13 protein-coding genes are annotated in these 19,793 nt (G+C 46.3%); 1 reads left to right on the forward strand and 12 read right to left on the reverse strand.

Annotated features, from left to right (window positions below; genetic code table 11):
- Positions 1 to 12: 12 nt before the first annotated feature.
- The 4 genes from HW560_RS23590 to HW560_RS23605 all read right to left on the reverse strand — a co-directional run bounded on the left by HW560_RS23590 (position 13) and on the right by HW560_RS23605 (position 7,633).
- Positions 13 to 939, reverse strand: coding sequence for an ABC transporter permease (locus tag HW560_RS23590; RefSeq protein WP_082935088.1), 927 nt, complete (start codon positions 937 to 939; stop codon positions 13 to 15).
- Between the two features lie 44 nt (positions 940 to 983).
- A complete protein-coding gene (locus HW560_RS23595) occupies positions 984 to 4,067 on the reverse strand; it encodes an alpha-mannosidase (RefSeq protein WP_179264908.1) in 3,084 nt (1,027 codons plus the stop codon).
- Positions 4,068 to 4,113: 46 nt separating this feature from the next.
- A complete protein-coding gene (locus HW560_RS23600) occupies positions 4,114 to 6,318 on the reverse strand; it encodes a hypothetical protein (protein ID WP_179264909.1) in 2,205 nt (734 codons plus the stop codon).
- 166 nt (positions 6,319 to 6,484) lie between these two features.
- Positions 6,485 to 7,633 (reverse strand): GntR family transcriptional regulator, encoded by a 1,149-nt coding sequence (locus HW560_RS23605; protein ID WP_179264910.1) that lies wholly within the window; start codon positions 7,631 to 7,633, stop codon positions 6,485 to 6,487.
- A 306-nt stretch (positions 7,634 to 7,939) separates the two neighbouring features.
- On the opposite strand from HW560_RS23605, the gene HW560_RS23610 reads away from it, so the two are divergent.
- Entirely contained in the window at positions 7,940 to 9,994 is a 2,055-nt protein-coding gene (locus tag HW560_RS23610) for a GxGYxYP domain-containing protein (protein WP_090897709.1), read from the forward strand.
- Positions 9,995 to 10,214: 220 nt separating this feature from the next.
- Here the strand turns inward: HW560_RS23610 and HW560_RS23615 are convergent, their stop codons facing one another.
- From HW560_RS23615 to HW560_RS23650, 8 genes are all read right to left on the reverse strand, one after another.
- A complete protein-coding gene (locus HW560_RS23615; RefSeq protein ID WP_179264911.1) occupies positions 10,215 to 11,363 on the reverse strand; it encodes a glycoside hydrolase family 76 protein in 1,149 nt (382 codons plus the stop codon).
- A 163-nt stretch (positions 11,364 to 11,526) separates the two neighbouring features.
- Positions 11,527 to 12,414 carry a carbohydrate ABC transporter permease gene (locus tag HW560_RS23620; protein ID WP_090897704.1) on the reverse strand — a complete coding sequence of 296 codons (888 nt, stop codon included), beginning with the start codon at positions 12,412 to 12,414 and terminating at the stop codon, positions 11,527 to 11,529.
- 10 nt (positions 12,415 to 12,424) lie between these two features.
- Complete coding sequence (locus tag HW560_RS23625) at positions 12,425 to 13,366, reverse strand: ABC transporter permease (protein WP_179265896.1); 942 nt, start codon at positions 13,364 to 13,366, stop codon at positions 12,425 to 12,427.
- Positions 13,367 to 13,486: 120 nt separating this feature from the next.
- Entirely contained in the window at positions 13,487 to 15,124 is a 1,638-nt protein-coding gene (locus tag HW560_RS23630; RefSeq protein WP_179264912.1) for an extracellular solute-binding protein, read from the reverse strand.
- Positions 15,125 to 15,351: 227 nt separating this feature from the next.
- Positions 15,352 to 17,004 carry a sensor histidine kinase gene (locus tag HW560_RS23635; protein ID WP_179264913.1) on the reverse strand — a complete coding sequence of 551 codons (1,653 nt, stop codon included), beginning with the start codon at positions 17,002 to 17,004 and terminating at the stop codon, positions 15,352 to 15,354.
- Positions 16,973 to 17,725, reverse strand: a complete 753-nt coding sequence (locus tag HW560_RS23640) for a response regulator transcription factor (protein ID WP_179264914.1) — start codon at positions 17,723 to 17,725, stop codon at positions 16,973 to 16,975. The genes HW560_RS23635 and HW560_RS23640 overlap by 32 nt, the downstream gene beginning before the upstream one ends.
- A gap of 233 nt (positions 17,726 to 17,958) precedes the next feature.
- Entirely contained in the window at positions 17,959 to 18,840 is an 882-nt protein-coding gene (locus HW560_RS23645; RefSeq protein WP_090897692.1) for a carbohydrate ABC transporter permease, read from the reverse strand.
- Between the two features lie 15 nt (positions 18,841 to 18,855).
- Entirely contained in the window at positions 18,856 to 19,746 is an 891-nt protein-coding gene (locus tag HW560_RS23650; RefSeq protein ID WP_110000047.1) for a carbohydrate ABC transporter permease, read from the reverse strand.
- Positions 19,747 to 19,793: the final 47 nt, after the last annotated feature.

A 19,793-nucleotide genomic window follows, 5' to 3' on the forward strand; every position in this document is an offset into this window, starting at 1 on the left:
AAGGTCACCTCCTTAGAACAGGGATACATCACTGACTTTGCGGGCGATGCGATTAACGGTTACAACCAGAATAAGTGCGATAACACTTTGGAATAGTCCGACAGCTGCAGCGTAACTGAGACGCCCTTCTCGAATCCCGGAGTTAATGGCATGCACGTCCAGTACACTGCCCAGACTTGCGGTTGCCGGTCCATTCAGGAGAAGCAGTTGTTCATAACCTGCGCTCATCAGACTACCCACAGCGAGTATGAATAATATGATTGCTACATTGCGGATACCTGGAAGCGACACATGCCACATCTGTCTGAAGCGTCCCGCACCATCCATTTTGGCAGCTTCATAAAGCTGCTGATCAATACCCGCAATCGCGGCCATAAAGATGATGGAATTCCAACCGATATTCTTCCAAATGTCTGAACCGACGATCATCTGATAGAACCATGTTGGATTGTTCAGGAACTGGATCGACTCGGCTCCAAATGAACCCAATAAGTCATTGACTGGTCCCCCATATGGCGTTAGGAGTCGTTGCATCAGCGTAACCACAACGATCCAGGATACGAAATAAGGCAAGTAAGAAAGGGTCTGAACCGTCTTTTTGAATTTAATCATTCTGACTTCATTTAAGAGGAGTGCAAGTATGATTGGCATCGGAAAGCCAATTAGCAGTTTCATGAGACTGATGATGATCGTGTTACGGATGATGTCACCGGATTGATAGTAATTGAAGAACTGTTGAAAGTACTTAAGGCCTGCCCATGGACTTCCGGTGAATCCGCCCACGAAATTGTAATCCCTAAAAGCAACCTGAATTCCATATAGCGGTACATAGGAGAACAGGAAAAACCAGACGATTCCGGGCAGCATAAACAAATAAAAGAGTTTATGCTGCCAGATTCGCTTCATCAATCGATTGTTGCTCACTCGTGTCTTGATCACATTCCAACCTCTCCTTTCTCATGATGGACGGTCAACCATCCCAGCTATAGCTGTCCTAGCTTCAATCGTAACGTGATAATCTCAAATGGCATGAAGGATAAAGCCATCTCGGATGCTCCTGCAAATGAAACGGGTGAAATGATATTTTCCATAAGATCAGTCGTCCAGGCTTCTGCTATATGGAATCCAAGATGTAATGCCGTAGTGGCATGTGTTCCCGAAGTTTCATATAGACGGACGATGATGTCGTCTCCATCCTCGGCTTGTTTGACGGATTCCACCATGATGTGCGGATGATCCGGCTTAAGAAATGCTTTGGAAGAAGGAAGCTTACCGTTCTGTTTCGCAGATACAGATGATAAGGAAACGGTACGAAGCGGAATGTTCAGTTCATTACCTCTTCGATAGATCTCGGCCTGAACATGGTTGCCTTGATGCGGATATAACGAATAGGTGAACGTATGCTCCGCACGATCCGCTTCCGGATCAGGATACGAGCTGCTGCGCAGCAGATTCAGACCAAGCACATTATCGATGGCTCTATGACCATATTTACAATCATTGAGGAGGGCGACTCCATAATCCGGCTCAGATAAATCAATCCACTGATGAGCACATATCTCATCCTTGGCGAAGTCCCACATGGTATTCCGATGAGTGGGTCTGGTCAAACTGCCAAATTGGATCTCACAGTGAACCTGATCCGTACGGATATTCACCGGGAATGAAGTGCGTAGCATTTTCCCGTTCTCTCTCCAATCCACGGTCGTCTCGAAATCAATCCGTCTGCTGCCTTCTGTCAGAACCACGGTCTGGATCAGAGTCGACTCTCCATAGTTATATTCGAAGACCAGCCCGACTTTTGGACCCTCACGAAGCTCGTGAATGTCATGGAGCGTTAATGGCATTCCTGTATGTGCGGAATAGTCATGACTGAAATCCCAAGCATCTCCTTCGTCGTGATACACACGAAGTGAATTTCCCGGATGATCTTGCGGAATGACTTCCCGCACTTCTGCCTTGTCCTTAATGGAGAGAATAGCTCCGTTATGATCAAACTTCACGATGAATGTGTCGTTCTCCACGCAGCGTTCTTCAGCGGAAACGTGAACTTCCGACTCTTGTATTCCCGGAACTAACTGGGCACATGATGCGATCTCATCTATAGCGCCCTGGTCCACATAATCTGATACCACTGTGTATCCCATGGATGGAACCTGAACCTTGCGCCAGCTTCCATTCGTGTGAATCCATTCCTGACGCTCCCAAGGCAATGAATTGAATATCACTACGGAGGAGCTGGATGAGGATTCGATATTTGAAGAGATCTGGTCTGCCATATGGCTGTAGGTTTCGTTGATCATATTTTCTGTCTGATCTAAAAGTTCTTCATAACGTATGAGTGACTCATCGTACACACGCTTGATGGAAGACCCGGGAAGGATATCATGGAACTGATACAGGAGGACTTCCTTCCATATCGTTTCCAGTGACTGCGACGGATAAGACTTGCCTAGCTGTGAAGCCACAAGTACTGAGGCGAACTCCAATTCGCGCAGTGCTTTCTCCATCTTCCGGTTATACCGCTTACTTCGCGCCTGACTGGTCAGGGTTCCTTGATGTTTCTCCAGGTAAAGCTCACCGCGCCATGTCTGGAACCGTTCACGTTCTTTATTAAGCCGTTCGAAAAATTTCCACGAAGGTTCCTGTATAACAGGAGACAATCCAAGCAGGTTTTTCTCTCGTGTCAGCCGCTCCAAATGCTCTTCGCCAGGCCCTCCGCCTCCGTCTCCTATACCAAACAGCATTAGCGCATGATTAGATACATTCTTATCCAGATACCCCTGTTCAGCTTTGATGATCGAACGCGGAGCTGCCGGACTGTTGTACGTATCCTCTGGCGGCATATGTGTTAATACAGCTGAACCATCAATTCCCTCCCACAGAAAGGAATGATGGGGATGCCGGTTATACTCACTCCAGGAGAGCTTCTGGGTCATCATGTAATCCACACCGGATTTCTTTAATAACTGGGGCAAACTTGCCGAGTAGCCGAATACATCAGGCATCCAGAGCGATTTCATTTCCAGGCCAAATTCCTGCTGAAAATAACGCTTGCCATACAAAATCTGGCGTACGAGTGATTCACCACCAGGCACATTGGTATCCGATTCTACCCACATGGCGCCTTGCGGTTCCCATCTGCCTTCACGTACACGTTCCTTGATCTGCTCATACAGCTTGGGATAATGCTGCTTGATCCAATCGTACAGCTGCGGCTGGCTTGCTCCGAACACATAATCGGGATAACGCTCCATCATGCGAAGCACAGTTGAGAACGTTCTAGCTCCTTTACGGATCGTTTCACGGATCGGCCATAACCAGGCCAAATCTATATGAGCATGACCCACAGCGCTAACGGTTAAGACGGGATCGCCTCCCTCTAGGGATAGCTGTTCATTCAGTCGTTTCTTCGCTTGCTCGACATGCTCTTTGGAGAAATCGGTCAACTGTACAGAAATGTCATAGAGCGTCTGATAAATTCTCTCCTTCCGAGCGGAACCGTCATGGAGCTGCTCTGCCGTTTCCAAGAGCACCTCGGTATCGTAATAAAGCTCCCGAATATCTTCCCTGCAGAAGGCTATGAGTGCTTCTTTTAACGTGCCTCCCCGATACTTGCCGAACAGATCGTTATTGCCTGCATCTGCCCACACTTCAAATTCCTGTCCATTTACAGATGTCTCATGGAGCTGCACGACTCGTTTGCCAGGCAGACCTAATGAAAAATCAAATTCGGAGTTAATCGTCGTCAATCCTTGGATAGGTGAACCTTCATGGTCAACCAGACACAGCTCACCGTTGACATCCAGCAAGAGGACCGTGGTTTGGTTACCTGTGACTGCTGGAAGATTACCTGCAAAACGGAACCAGGCACAGTCCCATAACTCTCCCCATTGTTCTCCTTGCTTGAGTGTCACTTTCGTGCCGGTCATCCGTTCCTCGTAAGGTACGGGCTCTGGTGTAACCCAAGCCGTCACTTCCAATTCGGCAATCGGCTCATATATGGCTTCCCGAAGTTTATTTAACATCTGTTTTAACCGTTCCGGCCTTATCGGTTCGTAGGGCATGCTAGTATACTCCTCTCTGTTCTATCAATCAGGCTGTATTGTGAATTCAGGAAGTCCAGCGGACATGAACCTCTGCATTGTTCTCGTTGCCATGTTCGTACTGTAGAAGCACTGTCTTTGAATCCGGGTCCCATTCCCACACCACCGGGGCCATCTGCTCTTGAATGACATACTGGGCAGATAAGGGTCTGGCCTCGCAGTACAGCCTTGCTGTTGCCTTCATGTTGGCAGGCCCTCTTGCAATGAATCGAAAACCTGAGGCCGACTGGGACAGACCTTCTATTCGGGAAGAAGCAGCAATGACGGATACTTCTCCAGCCGTTGGACGACCCGCTTCAATATCATAGAGCAAGGCTTGCTCACCCGGATTCAGGGTCACCTGGCTGAGCACAGAGAGCTTGGAATCAAACAAATCCACAACCGGACCTGGAATGACTACTGCATCTTCGCTGACCGATTCATCAAGAACGGATACGATTAGATAAGGACCTCGTCTAATTTTGAAATAAGGCTTCGATTCCCACTGTAGTTCTGATCCATGGACAACTTCCATCGTTTCTTTGACAGATTGGCGCATCCGATCAGCCCCTGCCTTGGATAAAGCGAAGTTGGCAGGATGTTCATCCAGCCAGCAAACTCCCCCTTTTCCTACCTTATTGACACCTTGCCTCTTATCTTGCAGACCTAGCTGTTCAAATAAATGTGCTCGAGGGGAGTTATACGTCGGATCTGACTGCCCTTGCTTGCGGCCATGATTCCACCATGCACGAATATCGTGATACGGGTCGCTGTCATCGCCTACATAGATTAACGCTCCGCCATCCTGTACCCACTGTGCAAGGGCATAATGAATGTCCGGATATTCCGGTTTGATAAATTCATAGCTCAGTATGAGTACACGATAAGTTGCCAAGTAACCCGGATACCGCCTTACATTATCCAGTTGAAGTGGACGGACAGGAATCCCATGTTTTAATAACGGCAGTGTCAGACCGTAAAAAGGAGAGAAATCTAGCAGTTCTGTATCGCCATCCTCCTGGAATCCTTCAGGATCTGTTCCATCATATTTACCGGCATGAGGTGCATTAGGGTCTGGCTTCATTCGTTGAAACATCGCTGAGTCTGCAATAAAAACGCCAACTTGTAATGGCTCCTCTGCTGTTTCAATCACATCCTGATTCATGTTACCAAGGGTGTGCATGACCTGAAGCAAAGTTGTGGCATAGTCTGACGGAATTTGCTCCTTGCCAGTGCCATCCTCGGATGGATAAGTGCCTTGAAAGATGCGTCGAGGCCAAGGTGCGACTTCATAATGAGCGACCCCGGGATGCAGCAGTGAGGCAACCACCGTTTTTAAATAGTTCTGGCGGTAATCAGCCCAGGTGTAATTCGGGTTATCTTCGATCGGATCATGCAGGAACCACATTCGTCTGTCGGTCCCACGAACCAGTTCCTGCATGACGCCGTATTCAAGGTAAGCGGTTTCAAACGTACGTTCCTTACGCAACCCTTCATACACATTGGGGGTTCGGGATGTCCCGGTCCAGATCTGTGCAATATACCCATCGATGGAGGGCAGCTCTAAGAGTTGAGATTGTGGACTGACAATACGCCACTGTGTGTAATTAATCAGACTATGGGTCGGAACATAAAAGCGAAGGACACGATCATAACGTTTTAACGCGTAGTCCTTCATCTCGGCACATAATCGGTCCAGGACACGTGTATATAAATATGCTTTTAATTTGGAAGCACGAAATTGTGCATCAGGTGAAGCGTGTGGCGGAATCCAAGGCTCTTTGTAATACAACTGCCATTCCCGTTTAAAAGCTTCCGAATAGCCTCCATTTACCCAGAATTCAGGTTCCTCCAGATGGATGGCTTCCACACCGGCGTCAACGGCAATACGTATTCGATCCGCTATGTAACGGCCATAGGAAATGGTAGGCACCATGTATGGAATAACTGGTTCGCTCCCATGAAGAATCATGTTGCCTTCCCGGTCCATTTGAGCTTCATCCCAATGTGTTGCCCCATCGACCTCGCCATCCAGATAGCTGTTATAGGTCCCCCAAGCAACTCCAGTCATCAAATGAACCACATATCCTTTTTCTTTCCACTTCAGAATGCGTTCCTGCATCGACTCATCAATCCCGTAAACCATCACAAAGTCAGTCTGCAGATCATAATCGGGATGGTAAGCAGCAGATTCTTGAAATCCGGTACGCTCTTCCTTTCGATCTCGTGCCATCTTCTTATCCTCCCCAGCTCGTATTTGATTTGGGTTGCAATGTATGACTATCCATCTTTTTCTAGACTATAATATATGATATGAATATATTCAATATGTTTTTTATACAAACCTAAAAAAACCTTCTCCGCTTCTCTACGGAAAAGGTTTTCTTGTCTTGTGAAAATTAAGCTTGAGAAACCGTTCCGGTGGTTTGACGTACAACCAACTCGGGTTCAATCAGCATTTTGCTATAACTTTTCGCTTCCCCACGACCACGTAATACTTCAAGTAATTTAACAGCGGCCCGATACCCCATATCCCGCTCAAACTGCTTCACATGGGTAAATATACTGAATTCCTCCACGATGGAGGTGGGATCATCGAAGCTTACAATCGATACATCTTCAGGCACTCGAAGTCCTGCTTGCTTGGCCATTTGATAGATTTGCACACCTAACCTGCCGTTAAGCGAAACATAGGCCGTGACCATTCGGTTTTGGATATATCGATATAAAGGGTGTGCCTCCGCCTCCTTAAGTACACTTAACGGCTGGAAATCCGTGATCATATGAGCAGGATTGATTAACGCGCCTTTGCCTTTTAAAGCCTCAATATAACCTTCGATCCGCTCTTGAACCGTAACTGTCTGAAGGGGTGAATCGGAGCAAATAGCGATATCCCGGTGTCCAAGCTCCCATAGATGCTCCACAGCCAGCCTCGTGCCCCGTCTGCCATCTGCCGCAATATAATGTGTCTCGACCCCTGGCAAATAACGGTCCATCAGTACAAAAGGAAAACCCGAGAGCTTCATGCCGAGGATTTCCTCGTTGTAGTTCTCTTCATCAACAGGAAAAATTAACAAACCTTCTGCTCCGAGCGCCTTCATTTCCTTGATGACGTCCTTCTCTTTATCCACCTTGCCATGCGTAAACATGATCATGCTGCGATATCCTTCCTCACGCAAGGCTTGCTCAATGCCCTCAACGAGCCGGATGGCAAAATAATCATGGATGGAGGGCACAATGATGCCAATCATTCCTGTAGACAGTGTCCCCTCTCTACCTTTCATTGTGGTCGCTTGCGTTGAAATCACAGAAGCACTCTCCGCTTCTTCAGCAACAAAACTGCCTTTCCCCGGCACACGCGCAATTAACTTTTCATTGGCTAATCCGGTTAAGGCATTGGCAACCGTAATTTTACTGACCTGAAACTGATCCATCAGTTCCTTCTCTGTCGGTATGCGATCGCCGGGTTTCATATTTTCTCGAGTTATGACATGTCTGATATAGTCCTGGATTTGTTGATACAGTGGAATTCGATCATTTGTACTCATTTTGATCACATCACCAATTCATTCATAATATTTGAGATATATAATATATCCTTTCATCTGCAAGTGCAATAAACAAGCTGAGCTTATCTGCAGTTGCAAACAACATCTCCTTGATATCATCGCATTAAATATGCCTGATTTCCAGGAATTATGGGAAGTTTTGTCGAACCTATTGTAAAATTATATATGAATATATTTAATATGTGTTGGATAGAGATGTGTGGATTGGCTTTTGACCAAAAAAGGAGGGTGGGTATTACGAAGGCACAGCTCTAATTCTTGACTAAAACAAGGAGTGAATTCGCCATGGCTCGTAGATTCACGATGCTCTGTTTAGCTCTCATATGCGCTTTTTCATTAACCGCCGGCGCTGCTTCAGCTTCGGAAACGGATGTACAGACAGCCAAACCTGATGGGTCCAAACACCGTGAACTGCCAAGTTTCAAAAACCCGAAACATTTGGACGCAGCCGACATCTATGATGCGCCAGGTGACATCAAATTGTTGCTGGGAACATTACAGGGAATCGTTAACAGAGAACAACCGCGAATCTATCTGATTGAGTCCCAGGAAGAAGGAAAACTGACCTGGCTTAAGGACATCAAGGTGCCTTACACGCTTCATCAGGATTATTGGGAAGTGTTCTCTGCTTATCGCAGCGAAGTCAAAGGCATGGTTGTATATGATCCCGAAGTACCTGATTCGATCAACGTAGCAACCACACTCGCAGGACTAAAGAATGCTGTGGTTGCAAGTCCCGAGTTAGCAGCCAAATTGTCCAAAGCGCCTTACAAATTAAAGATTATGGATGACCTGCGGGGTAAATTCAATAATCGAATGGATGCCTATACCTGGCAATATGAGAATCTGTGGAAGAAAACGAACCACCAGATGTTAATTGGACTTGATCCGGATACAGCGATTCGCATCCCGTCCGGCATGCCTGAATCCTTTGTTACGATCGCGGAGGAAAAACAACAGATTCGGGATGCAAGCAACCGTGATACGTATTCCCTGGATCTTTCTTCACTCTTGGGAAAATCTTCGGTATATCTCCGATTTGATGACGCCTTTACTCAGGATGGCTGGGGACCGGCTGTACATGAGGTTACGGTCAAGGCGGATGGAAAAGAGATCGCAAACTTCATCGCAGGAACACCGGAAGAAGAACAATTCCTGTATGATAGACAAAATTCCAAGGTCGCTGAAGGTCAAGGCGGCCACCGTTTCGCCGATAATGGCAATTATTTTGTGTATGAATTCACTCCTCCGGCAGGTACTCAGAATCTGACGGCTGAAGTGGACATGTGGAATCAGTATAAAGTATCCGCAGGTAATATCCGCCCTCTCTCCGCTGAGCAGCGGGAGCCCTACGCATATTTAAGGGATTATGCAGTCGCTAATAAAGCGATGGTATTCTGGTTGGATTCCAATGTGCCTGAGCAAAAAGCCCTCTTCGAGAAGATCATGTCTGATGTAAAACCCGGAACTCCCTACCTTGGCTGGTTTAGCAATGATGTCGAAGGTGAGTTCAGCTCCGTTGAGATTGCATCTCGATATGGCGTCTATGTTCTTGCAGCCGATTGGTTCAGCAACCTGACTGTTTTCTCGGGAACCAAACCGAAGCTCACCCCGGTGAAAAAATCTCCGCGACCTGCACTGGAGAATAAAATCTATGTAACGTATACCTTTACGGAAGGCGATAATTTTCAGTATAACCAGCATCGGATGCGTGTGATGTGGGATGATCCGGCCAGAGGTAAGGTTCCGATTAACTGGACTTCAAGCCCGCTTCTCTACGAAGGTGCACCAGCAATATTGAATTATTATGTGAACACAGCAACCCCGAATGATCTGCTGATCGCAGGACCGTCCGGTGCAGGATACTTCTATCCAGGGGCTTGGCCCGACACAAGCTTCCGGCAATTTTTGCAGCAAACCGAAAAATATATGAAAAAGACCGGCATGACCATTCCTTATGTGTTGAACCGTGTAGACAGCGAGAATGTACCTCTCACGCCATTTAAAGCCAAGGCTTACGCGCAGGATTACAATGCACCCGGCTTATTCATCAGCTACGAAGACAACTATGGAGTGGAAATCGTTGACGATAGCCTGCCCGTATCCACAATTCGTGGGATAAGCACCGTACAGGACGGATTACAGGTGCTAAATGATGCGAAGGCGAATTGGGATGGCAAGTCTCCGTTGTTCGTTTCTCTTGGATTGCTTGCATGGAGTACGACTCCATCCGATGCACTGGCGATCACTGAAGAGCTCGGATCGGAATTCAAGGTGATCCGTGCTGACGACTATTTCTCCTTAATCCGAGAAAGTTACCACTTACCCGCGAGCAAGTAATAACCATACTTACAATGAAATTGCAGACGCCTAAAAGCATCGTACCTAGAGATATCGGGTACGATGCTTTTTTCGGATGAAAATTTCACCGCTGAATTACCATTAGTTCAACAATAACACCGGAATATAACAGCACCGCATGATCTTTCTCTTGGAAAGACTCATGCAGGCGCTGGCCTCTAATATTATGATCCTATTAACCTATCATCCACTCAAATGCCTACTTCTTCACTGGTTTACCCGGATTACCTGGCTTAGCCACTTTGCCTGCTTCCAGCTTGGCAGCCCCTTCCAGCAGAAATACGCCGCTGAGCTGAGCGGTAAGGTCAAGTGGGTTCTGGGCTGCTTTGCCCCAAGCCTGACCGAATAATCCAATGTCCCGGCTACCTTTCAGCAAGGCATCGGCGTTTCGATAAATCGCCTTTTTCAGGCTTTTGTTATGCCCGACTTCATACAACTCAACCATGTAGCGGATCAGTATGCCCTTGAACAACGCACCGTCCCCGTCGCCGTCCTCTTTAAATATACCCGTCTTCTCATCCGTTAAGGTCTTCAGAGAACCTTCTGCCGTTTTCTCGGCATCTTTCAAATACGTCTTCTTCCCTGTTATCCGGTAGAGTTCAACACCTGCTCCGATAAAAGTACCCTGATTGTACGTGAAGATCCATGCTTCATTCACATCCAGTGTGCCATCCTCCTTCAGCACCAAACCATCCGCTACCAGCCCCGTTTGAGGATTTACCAGATATTGTTTCTCCCAATCAAATATTTTTTGGGCCCATGCCAGATCCCGCACATCGCCAAAACGTTCATACAGCCTTGCAGCCAAAATGGCGGCAGGCCCGCTGGAGCACGCATTTCGGTTATATCGCTGATCCTTTTTCCAAGCCATACCGCCAAGCTCATCATCCCACCAGGCGGTCTTGATGTCATCCCACAACTCCAGTACGTATCCCTTCATCTCTTCACTGCCTGTTGCATCATACAGACGAAGCCCGGCGAGCGCGAGCCATTCCATATCATCGTAGAATTCATTGTGAAGTGAACCGTTGCGTGCAATGATACTGCGAACGAGTTCTTCCGCACGTTCAGTGTACGCTTTGTCTACTGTACGTTCATATCCGTCCACCAATGCATCAACCGCATGAGCCTTCCACCAGTAATTCAATGCCTGTTCACCTTCTGGTGTTGATGGATAAGCATTATTCATCATTTTTGATGCATCATTCCAGTAATATTCATACAGCTTCTCTTGCGCCCACTGCGCCTGATCGGCATAGCGATTCTTGCCGCCGCTTGTTGCTCCCATGGTGGTGACCAGAATAAGGCTGAGTACCAGCGTGAGGCTCACCATTTTCCTTTTGCTCATCAGATCCCTTCCCTTCTCGAATTGACGTATAACTAACAGTTCACTCATAAAGCAGGGTTAATCCTTCGCTGCATCTAAGTTCGAGCCTGTCCCTGACGTGTTCCTTGTTCCTTCACCCCCTTCCACATTTCTCAGGCAGAACGGCTAATGATGATAACCAGAATTACTCTTTTACGGCTCCGAGTACGATACCGTGGATTAGATAACGTTGCAGAAAAGGATAAATCAGCAAAATGGGAATCATGGATACCAGAATCTTGGCAGAATTCAACGTTGTGTTGGAGATTTTATTGAACTGCTGCAGCTGTTCGACCGAAAGATTCTGCATCTGATCGCGTGTGAGACTCAGCTGTTGGAGGTAGGTCTGGAGCGGGATTTTGGAGCTGTCGTTAATCAGAATGATCCCGTCAAAGAAATTGTTCCAGTGCCCCACAATGACAAACAGCATGATTGTTGCCAGACTCGGCATGGAAATGGGAATGAAGATTTGGAGCAAAATTTTAAGTGGACTGGCACCGTCAATGAATGCGGCCTCTTCCAGTTCCTTTGGAATTCCCTTGAAGAAGTTCATGAGGAGAATTACATTAAAGACAGGAACTGCCCCCGGCAAAACTAGCGCCCAAATGCTGTTGATCAACCCCAACTTGCTGATGACCATATACCAGGGTACGATTCCGCCGCTGAACAGCATTGTAAACACAATAATCCACATATATGTGTTTCTCGATCTGAATTGTGTGACGCTTCGTGACAACGGATAGGCCATGAGAATGGTCAAAAACATGTTGATTGCTCCTCCAAGCACCACCCGCTCGACCGAGATCAGAAAAGCCTTCCAAAACTTCGTATCATTCAGAATCTGGCCATACGATGAGAAATTCAGCTCCACTGGAAAAAAATAGACCCGACCTGCATTAACAGCCGTACTGCTGCTGACAGACACCATAATGGTATTGACAATCGGCGCCAAGGACATGAACGTAATCAGAATTAACGCAAACATAATCAACAGGCGGGATAGCCTGGAGCCGAGCGATTTGGATTGAATCATGCTAACCCTCCTAGAAAATTCTGTACCCCGCATACCTCGAAGCCAGTCTGTAGGAAATCACGATCAGCACAAAGCTGATTACCGATTTCATCAGTCCAATTGCTGTTGCAAATGAATATTGCATGTTGATCAGACCCATACGGTACACAAAAGTATCGATAATATCTCCCGTTTCATATACCAGCGGATTATACAGGTTAAACACCTGATCAAAACCCGCATTCAGTACATTGCCAAGACTCAGCGTACCCAGCAGGATAATCGTCGGGAACATACCTGGCAGCGTGATATTCAGCGTCTGTTTCCAGCGACTTGCGCCGTCCATTGCGGCAGATTCGTACAAGGCCGGATTAATTGCCGTTAATGCAGCCAGATAGACAATCGTCCCGTAGCCAAATTCCTTCCACGTATCCGTCACAATGAGCAGCGGTCTGAACCAGTCATTACTCGCCAGAAACATAATTCGCTCGAGGCCGAGAAACTCAAGGAAGTTATTTACCATGCCATCGAAAGAAAAGATCATGGTCAGCATCGTGCCCAGAACCACCCAGGACATAAAATGCGGCAAATAGACGATGGTTTGAATCGTGCTCTTAAATATTTTCAGACGAACCTCATTTAATAGCAGAGCGAATACGATGGGTACAATCAACCCTAGAGCAATCTTTCCAACTGCAATGACCAATGTATTGATGAAAATCTGCTTTGCGTCTGGCAGTTGAAACATATACGTGAAATTGGATAACCCTGCCCACTTGGACCCGAATATTCCTTTGGCAGGAATGAACTTTTGGAATGCCATCACAACCCCGAACATCGGTACAATTGAGAAAATGAAGAGCATGATCATGCCAGGCAGCAGCATAAAATGATAGGTCATTTCGTCAAAGGTTTTACGTTTCTTTTTTCTCCGGTAACGCACTTCCCGCTCTCGACTAACGGTTGTTTCCATTTGAGCCATTGTCCTTTCCACCTCCACCATGTGCCTAATTGGACAGGCTTTATCGGCGAAAGCCCGTGCGGAAGTCCTGAAGTCCACCATCAAGCTTCCGCACCTAAGCTCACGCAATCGTTATCTTTTGCTCATCTCGTTAACTTCTTCTGTAATCTCATCGCCACCCGTACGTTTCCAAGTGTCGACAAACGTATCGAATTCATCTACTGGCGCTTCCCCCATAATGATCTTGAGCATGGTTTCCTCTTCTAGCTTCTGCAGATTCGCCCACTTCAGCTTCATCGTCTCGGTTGTTCCATAAAAGCCTGCGGGAATCACTTCCAGGTTCGGATTGTTTGCCTCACGCTGCCCTTCAATCCGGGAGAGGTATTCACCATAGGTGTTTGCATCAATCGCATTTCCTTTCTCTTTGAATTCCTGATAGGCCTTGAAAGAAACCACTCGATCTTCCTGAACAGCAGAAGCATCACCTGTCTCATCTGCTTTGATCAGATCATCGTAATAACGCTTGAGCACATCATCATAATCCACTTGCATCGGAATCTGGGTAGGATCATTATTCCAGCGGCTTGCATCGGTCAGCAGCTCGTCAGGATGCTCTTTCTTGTAATTGATCGCGTCCTCCGTTAAGGAGTACAGGAAATCCGTTGTTAAATTGACTGATTTCATAATCGCTTCAGGATGTGCAAAGTCCTTCTTCACAACGACGATACCACCGCCCACCGGGTCTTGCCGGATCGTCTTGAACTTGCCATTCTCATCCACTGGTGCGGATACAGCAACCCAGACTGCTTCTGGATCTTGCTTAATGGAGTCCTTGTAGTTGGTGTAGCCGATCCACCATGGATTAAATACCATTCCGGCCTGTCCGTTGATGACGAGAGCTTCCTTCTCTTCATTCGATCGGACAGCAAACTGTTTATCTATTAAACCTTCTTTATACATGGCGCTCAGTTCTGCCAGCGCTTGCTTTACTTCAGGCTGAACAGATCCATACTCAACCTGACCGTCTTTCTGTATCCAGTTCATGGGGAAGGCACCGTGCGCAGCAAAGATTGGCGTAAAGTTCATCGCATTGGAATCCATGACCATGCCTACCGTTTTGCCCGTTCCCGAGACATCCTTCTCTACAAATGTTCTCGCGAGATTCCATACATCCTCGACAGTTTCCGGCAGCTTCGCACCGACCTTATCTACCCAGTCCTTCCGGACCCAGAGCAATTGGTGCTGGTTTCCAATATTGGTCATGGGCAGACCCATGATCTTACCGTCCACCTTCACCTGATTTAACAGCAAATCTCCGTAGGAACCATAAATATTTTTAACACCCTCCGATGCTGTCTTCTCGTAAACCTCTGTCATGTCGGCAATGAGATCGTTATCCACCAGTTGATTAAATATTTCACGGCTGACAAGCATTACATCCGGCAGATCGCCAGTGGTCATTGAGAGTGACAGCTTCTGATCCATATCATCTGTTTCCCAAGCTACCTTGGCTTTGACGTTCACCCGGTCTTCTACATAGCGTGTAGCCAGATTGTTTTCAATGGTATCACCGGCAGGCAGGTTGTTCACATGATTGGTATTTCGGCCAATTGTAAATTCCACGGGTGTCTCATATTTACCATAAGGTTCATAGTCCTGTTGTGAAATTTGCGGTTGTGTGCTTTCGTTATCGCCTCCGGTACAGCCACTGATTACAGCCATCATCATGCTGCCGATCAGCAGTGCAGCCATCTTGTTGCGCTTCTTCATCCTGTCATCCCCTTTATCTGATTTGCATTTGATAACCAAATTGTATGCGTTTTCAAAATTGGCGTATATGCCACATTTTTCGGATATGTAACACTTTTTTTATGACCTCCAATTCACTTTATTTATCTGTATTAAAAGATTCTTACAGGAAGAAATAAGCGGTTGCCACAGCAACCGCTTCAGTACTAATGCTATGTTTTTAATATAACTGCACGCTTTACACGCAATCATCTGGCAGGAAGGACGATTGACACTTCCGTTCCGATGCCTGGCTCACTGTGAATAACAAGCCCGTAATCCCGACCATAATACAGCTTAATTCGGTCATTAACGTTCCGAACACCACATCCGCCGTTCTCTCCTGTTAACAAACCTGCGGTCTGCATAGGCGTCATGCCAACACCGTTATCACGAACGGTTAATTTAATCCCCTCTTCCACCCGGCTAACCGCAATGTGAATGTGACAATCGGAGACATCTGCTTCCACAAAACCATGCTTGATGGCATTCTCCACAATCGGCTGCAAAATAAAATGAATCACCTCGGTATGTAGTACATCATCATCGATATGATAATCCACATCAAATCGACCATCGTTCATGATGAGCTGCAAATCCAGATATGCCTTAATATGCTGCACCTCAGCCTCAATGGTGGCCATATTCCTCCCTTGATTAAGTGTTGTTCTATAGAAACGAGCTAAGGCAGATACCATATAACTCGTTTCGATATCCGCCCTTTTCTCGGCTCTCCAGCGTATAAATGAAAGTGTATTGTACAAGAAGTGTGGGTTGATCTGACTAATCAACTTGTTATATTCACTTTCTTTCTTGGCGATTTCGGCGTGATACACCTGGGAGATCAGGCTGTTGATCCTGGTCAGCATTTTACCGATACCGTTAGTCAGCTCACCGAATTCATCTCTGGATGAACTTCGGATAATCACATCCAGATTGTTCCGCTCTACCTTGTCCACCTTGTTCTTGATATGGATAATTCTTTGCGTAAAATTATTAGAAATGACATAAATGAGCAGGAAGGTAATCATCAGGCTGAGGATAATAACAAACAGCGTAATTTGAAAAATACTCATTGCGTTGGCGTACGCATTGGTATTCAGCAGATTATAGTGAATGGTCCAGCCGTTGTTGGCAAGTGAGCGGCTAAGACTCAGATCGCCAGACTCCTTAACTTTCGAACCTGCGGCCACAGCAGCACGCTCGTGGTTTTCCTGAAAAATCACATGCTGCTTCGCATCCTCAATATAGACGGCTACATGTTCCGACAGATTGTCCAGGTCGGCAAAGATGCGATCATGCTGAATGGAGATCACCATGAAATTGCTGTCTTTCGGATTGCTGATCAGTTCCTGAACGAGATAAAGCTTCTCCCCCTCGACAATCCAGCGCCTGCCTCGAAATCCGTCATACCAGGACTTGCTCTTTAGCTCCCCGATTGGCAAAATATTATTGCGGATTCCCAATAAATCTCCGGACGTATAAAAGGTAATGTCTTCAATATCATCATCCATCAGCCGGATGTTCGAGATCAACGGCTCGAGAATGTCCCGGAAATCCAGGTACATATGATAATAATTTCCCTCGTAGTCTTTCGTAAATATTTGCGATAAATCCCGATTAAGCACCATGAACTCACTTAACGTGTTATACCGATTAATCTTATAATCCATAATGTTAGACACCTGGTCCAGACTCGCTTCTGCTTCGCTCCGCAGCTCCTTCATTTGAATTCGGTAGGACTGAATGAAGGAGAGCAGTCCAAGCAGAAGAATCGGAATGAGTGCAATCACCAAATGCGACAACAGCAGCTTGTTGCGGAACCTAATATCATTGAATTTGCTCTTGATCCATCCGATCATGAAGCACCCCGCACTCTCTGAACTGTAACGGACTGACACCGAACCTGTTTCGGAACAGCTTGGCAAAATAAGAATGATTGTCGATGCCAACGGCCCCTGCAACATCATTGATTTTCATATTCGAATGAGCGAGCAGATGGCTTGCACGCCGCAAACGATAATCGGTCAAATATTTCGAGAAGTTTTCCCCGGTCTCTTTTTTAAACAAAATGCTCAAATACCCTGGCGATAAATAAACATCATGGGCTGCCTCGGACAATGAAATATCTCTCTGATGGTTATCCTTCACATAATCCTTCACCTGTCGAATGACCTTCGATTCCACAGATTCCTGTTCGGGACCTCCGGCATAAGCACGTATTTGCGTAATATCTTCCATCACCTGTAAAAACTCTTCCTTAACCAGTGGCTTGAGCAAATAATTCACTACGCCCAGCCGAATCGCGCTGCGGGCATATTCAAATTCATCATAACCGCTGCAGATGACAATCTTTATATTCTGCTGTGTTTTCCTGGCTTGTTTGCTAAGCTCCAGTCCATCCATAAGCGGCATTTTGACGTCGGTGATGAGGATATCGATCGCGTTCTGAACCAGAATTCGCTCTGCGCTCATCCCGTTCTCAGCTTCCAGTACTTGAAAGGGAAAGCCGTAGTGAGAGATCAAATCCTTAATGCCTTCTCTTTGAACGCTCTCATCGTCAACAACAAGAACATTAAACATCGTGACATCTCCTTTGCAAGTGAAAGTGAAGAAAACGATAAGTTGGAATATCTTTTTTTCCATGGTATGCCAGTCATATCGTAGTATATCATAGATTTTTGGAAAGGCTTTCAAAATGGTATTTCGCCACCTATCAGGCAACAATGTCCATGATATAAGTCCCCAGCGATATAAAAATCTTACCTGAAATAGCAAAAAAGCCGCCATGAAGGCGACTATTTTCCGTACACATGCTATCCTTTAACCGCACCCAAGGCAACGCTGCCTATAATTTGTCTGGAGAATATCGCAAAGACAATGATAATAGGCAGAATCGAGATCGCCACACCCAAATACAACAGTCCGTAATCCATTCCATAATATCCTTGCACCAGTGCAACGAGTACCGGAAGCGGATATTTATCCAAGGAAAAGAACAAGACCAACGGCGTTAGGAAATTATTCCAAGAACCGATAAAGGTGAATATGCCAAGGGCCGAGATAGCCGGGCCCAGAATGGGCAAAACAATCTGATTGAACGTGCGGAACTCCCCTGCACTATCCACACGTGCCGATTCAATAATCTCGTCCGGAATGCTGCTCTCCATAAATTGTTTAATAAAAAATACATTAAATGCATTCGCCGCTGCCGGCAAAATGATCGCTGCATAGCTGTCCAGCAAGCCTAGCGTACTGAACAGGCGATACATCCCGATCAGTGCGAGCTGCCCAGGCACCATCATGGTCGCAAGCAAAAACAGGAATAGCCCGTTGCGACCTTTGAATTTGAACTTCGCGAAGCCATATGCCGTCAGGGAACCGATATACAAGGATAGCACCGTAGACGTTCCCGCAATGAAAAAGCTGTTGGCAAACCCGCGCCAGATGTTGATTTTGGAAGCCATGTTCGTATAATTATCCAACAGGAACGGTCCGGGCAGAAACGTAAATGTCGATGCAATCGTTGCATTATTATGAGTGGAATAGATGAGCATGAGATAAAATGGAATGATACAGATCACGGCAAGGCTAATCAAACATAGATAAATAATGACTTTGCCCAGTGTCAGACGCCTTACAGTATCGTATTGCTGTATAGTGACTTTTGGTTGTTCGACTGGTTTGACGGTTTGCATTTCATTTCCCCCTCCCTATGCACGGCTCTTGCGCTTCGTCATCATGAAGGATACGACCGATAGCAGGATAATGATGATGAACAGACAGAATGCAATGGCCGCCCCATAACCAAAACGTGTACTTTGGAATGCCACATTATACAGATACATAATACTCGTCATGGCTGCACGATCCGGGCCACCCGTTCCATTCGTCAATGTAAACGGCTGATCGAAAATCTGAATGCCCCCAATAATAGACGTGATCATCTGAAACAGAATGATTGGGCGCAGCATTGGAACGATGATATGAATGAAAATATGTTTCTTTTTCGCCCCATCCATTTGAGCGGCTTCCTGCAGAGCGGGATCAATACCCTGAAGACCTGCCAGATAGATGACCATGGAGTAACCAAAGTATTGAAAGAACAGGATGGATGAAACGATCAGTCGCATAAACCAGGGATCATTTTTCCAGTTAATCGGGTCATCGATCAGTCCTATTTGAACCAGAAAATGATTCAAACCGCCGGATTGCCAATCAAAGATCAGACTTACAAGCAGACCCAATGATGCTGCGGTAACGATATTGGGGAAGAAATAAACTGCTCTGAAAATGTCTCTTCCCTTAAGCAACTTGTCATTGAGAATAAAGGCGAGTACAAGCGAAACGGTAAGCTGTGGGACTACAGAGACACCCCAGATAAACAGGGTATTAAATAACGTCTTGTAGAACAACGGATCTTGCAGAACAGCAATATAATTACCTATTCCGACGAAGTCCGGCGTAGTAATCCCGTCAAAGTTGGTGAAGCTGATATAGAGAGAATACAGAATGGGGTATAGTCCAAAAATGGCGAAAAGAATAAAAAACGGAGCAATGAAATAGTATCCGTAATGGTCTTTGCGGATTGACTTGGCAAACATGATTTGTACCCCCAGTCATCGGATGATTAAAAGGTATTTGCTTACTT

This window comes from Paenibacillus sp. E222, from assembly GCF_013401555.1.
GTDB lineage: Bacteria > Bacillota > Bacilli > Paenibacillales > Paenibacillaceae > Paenibacillus.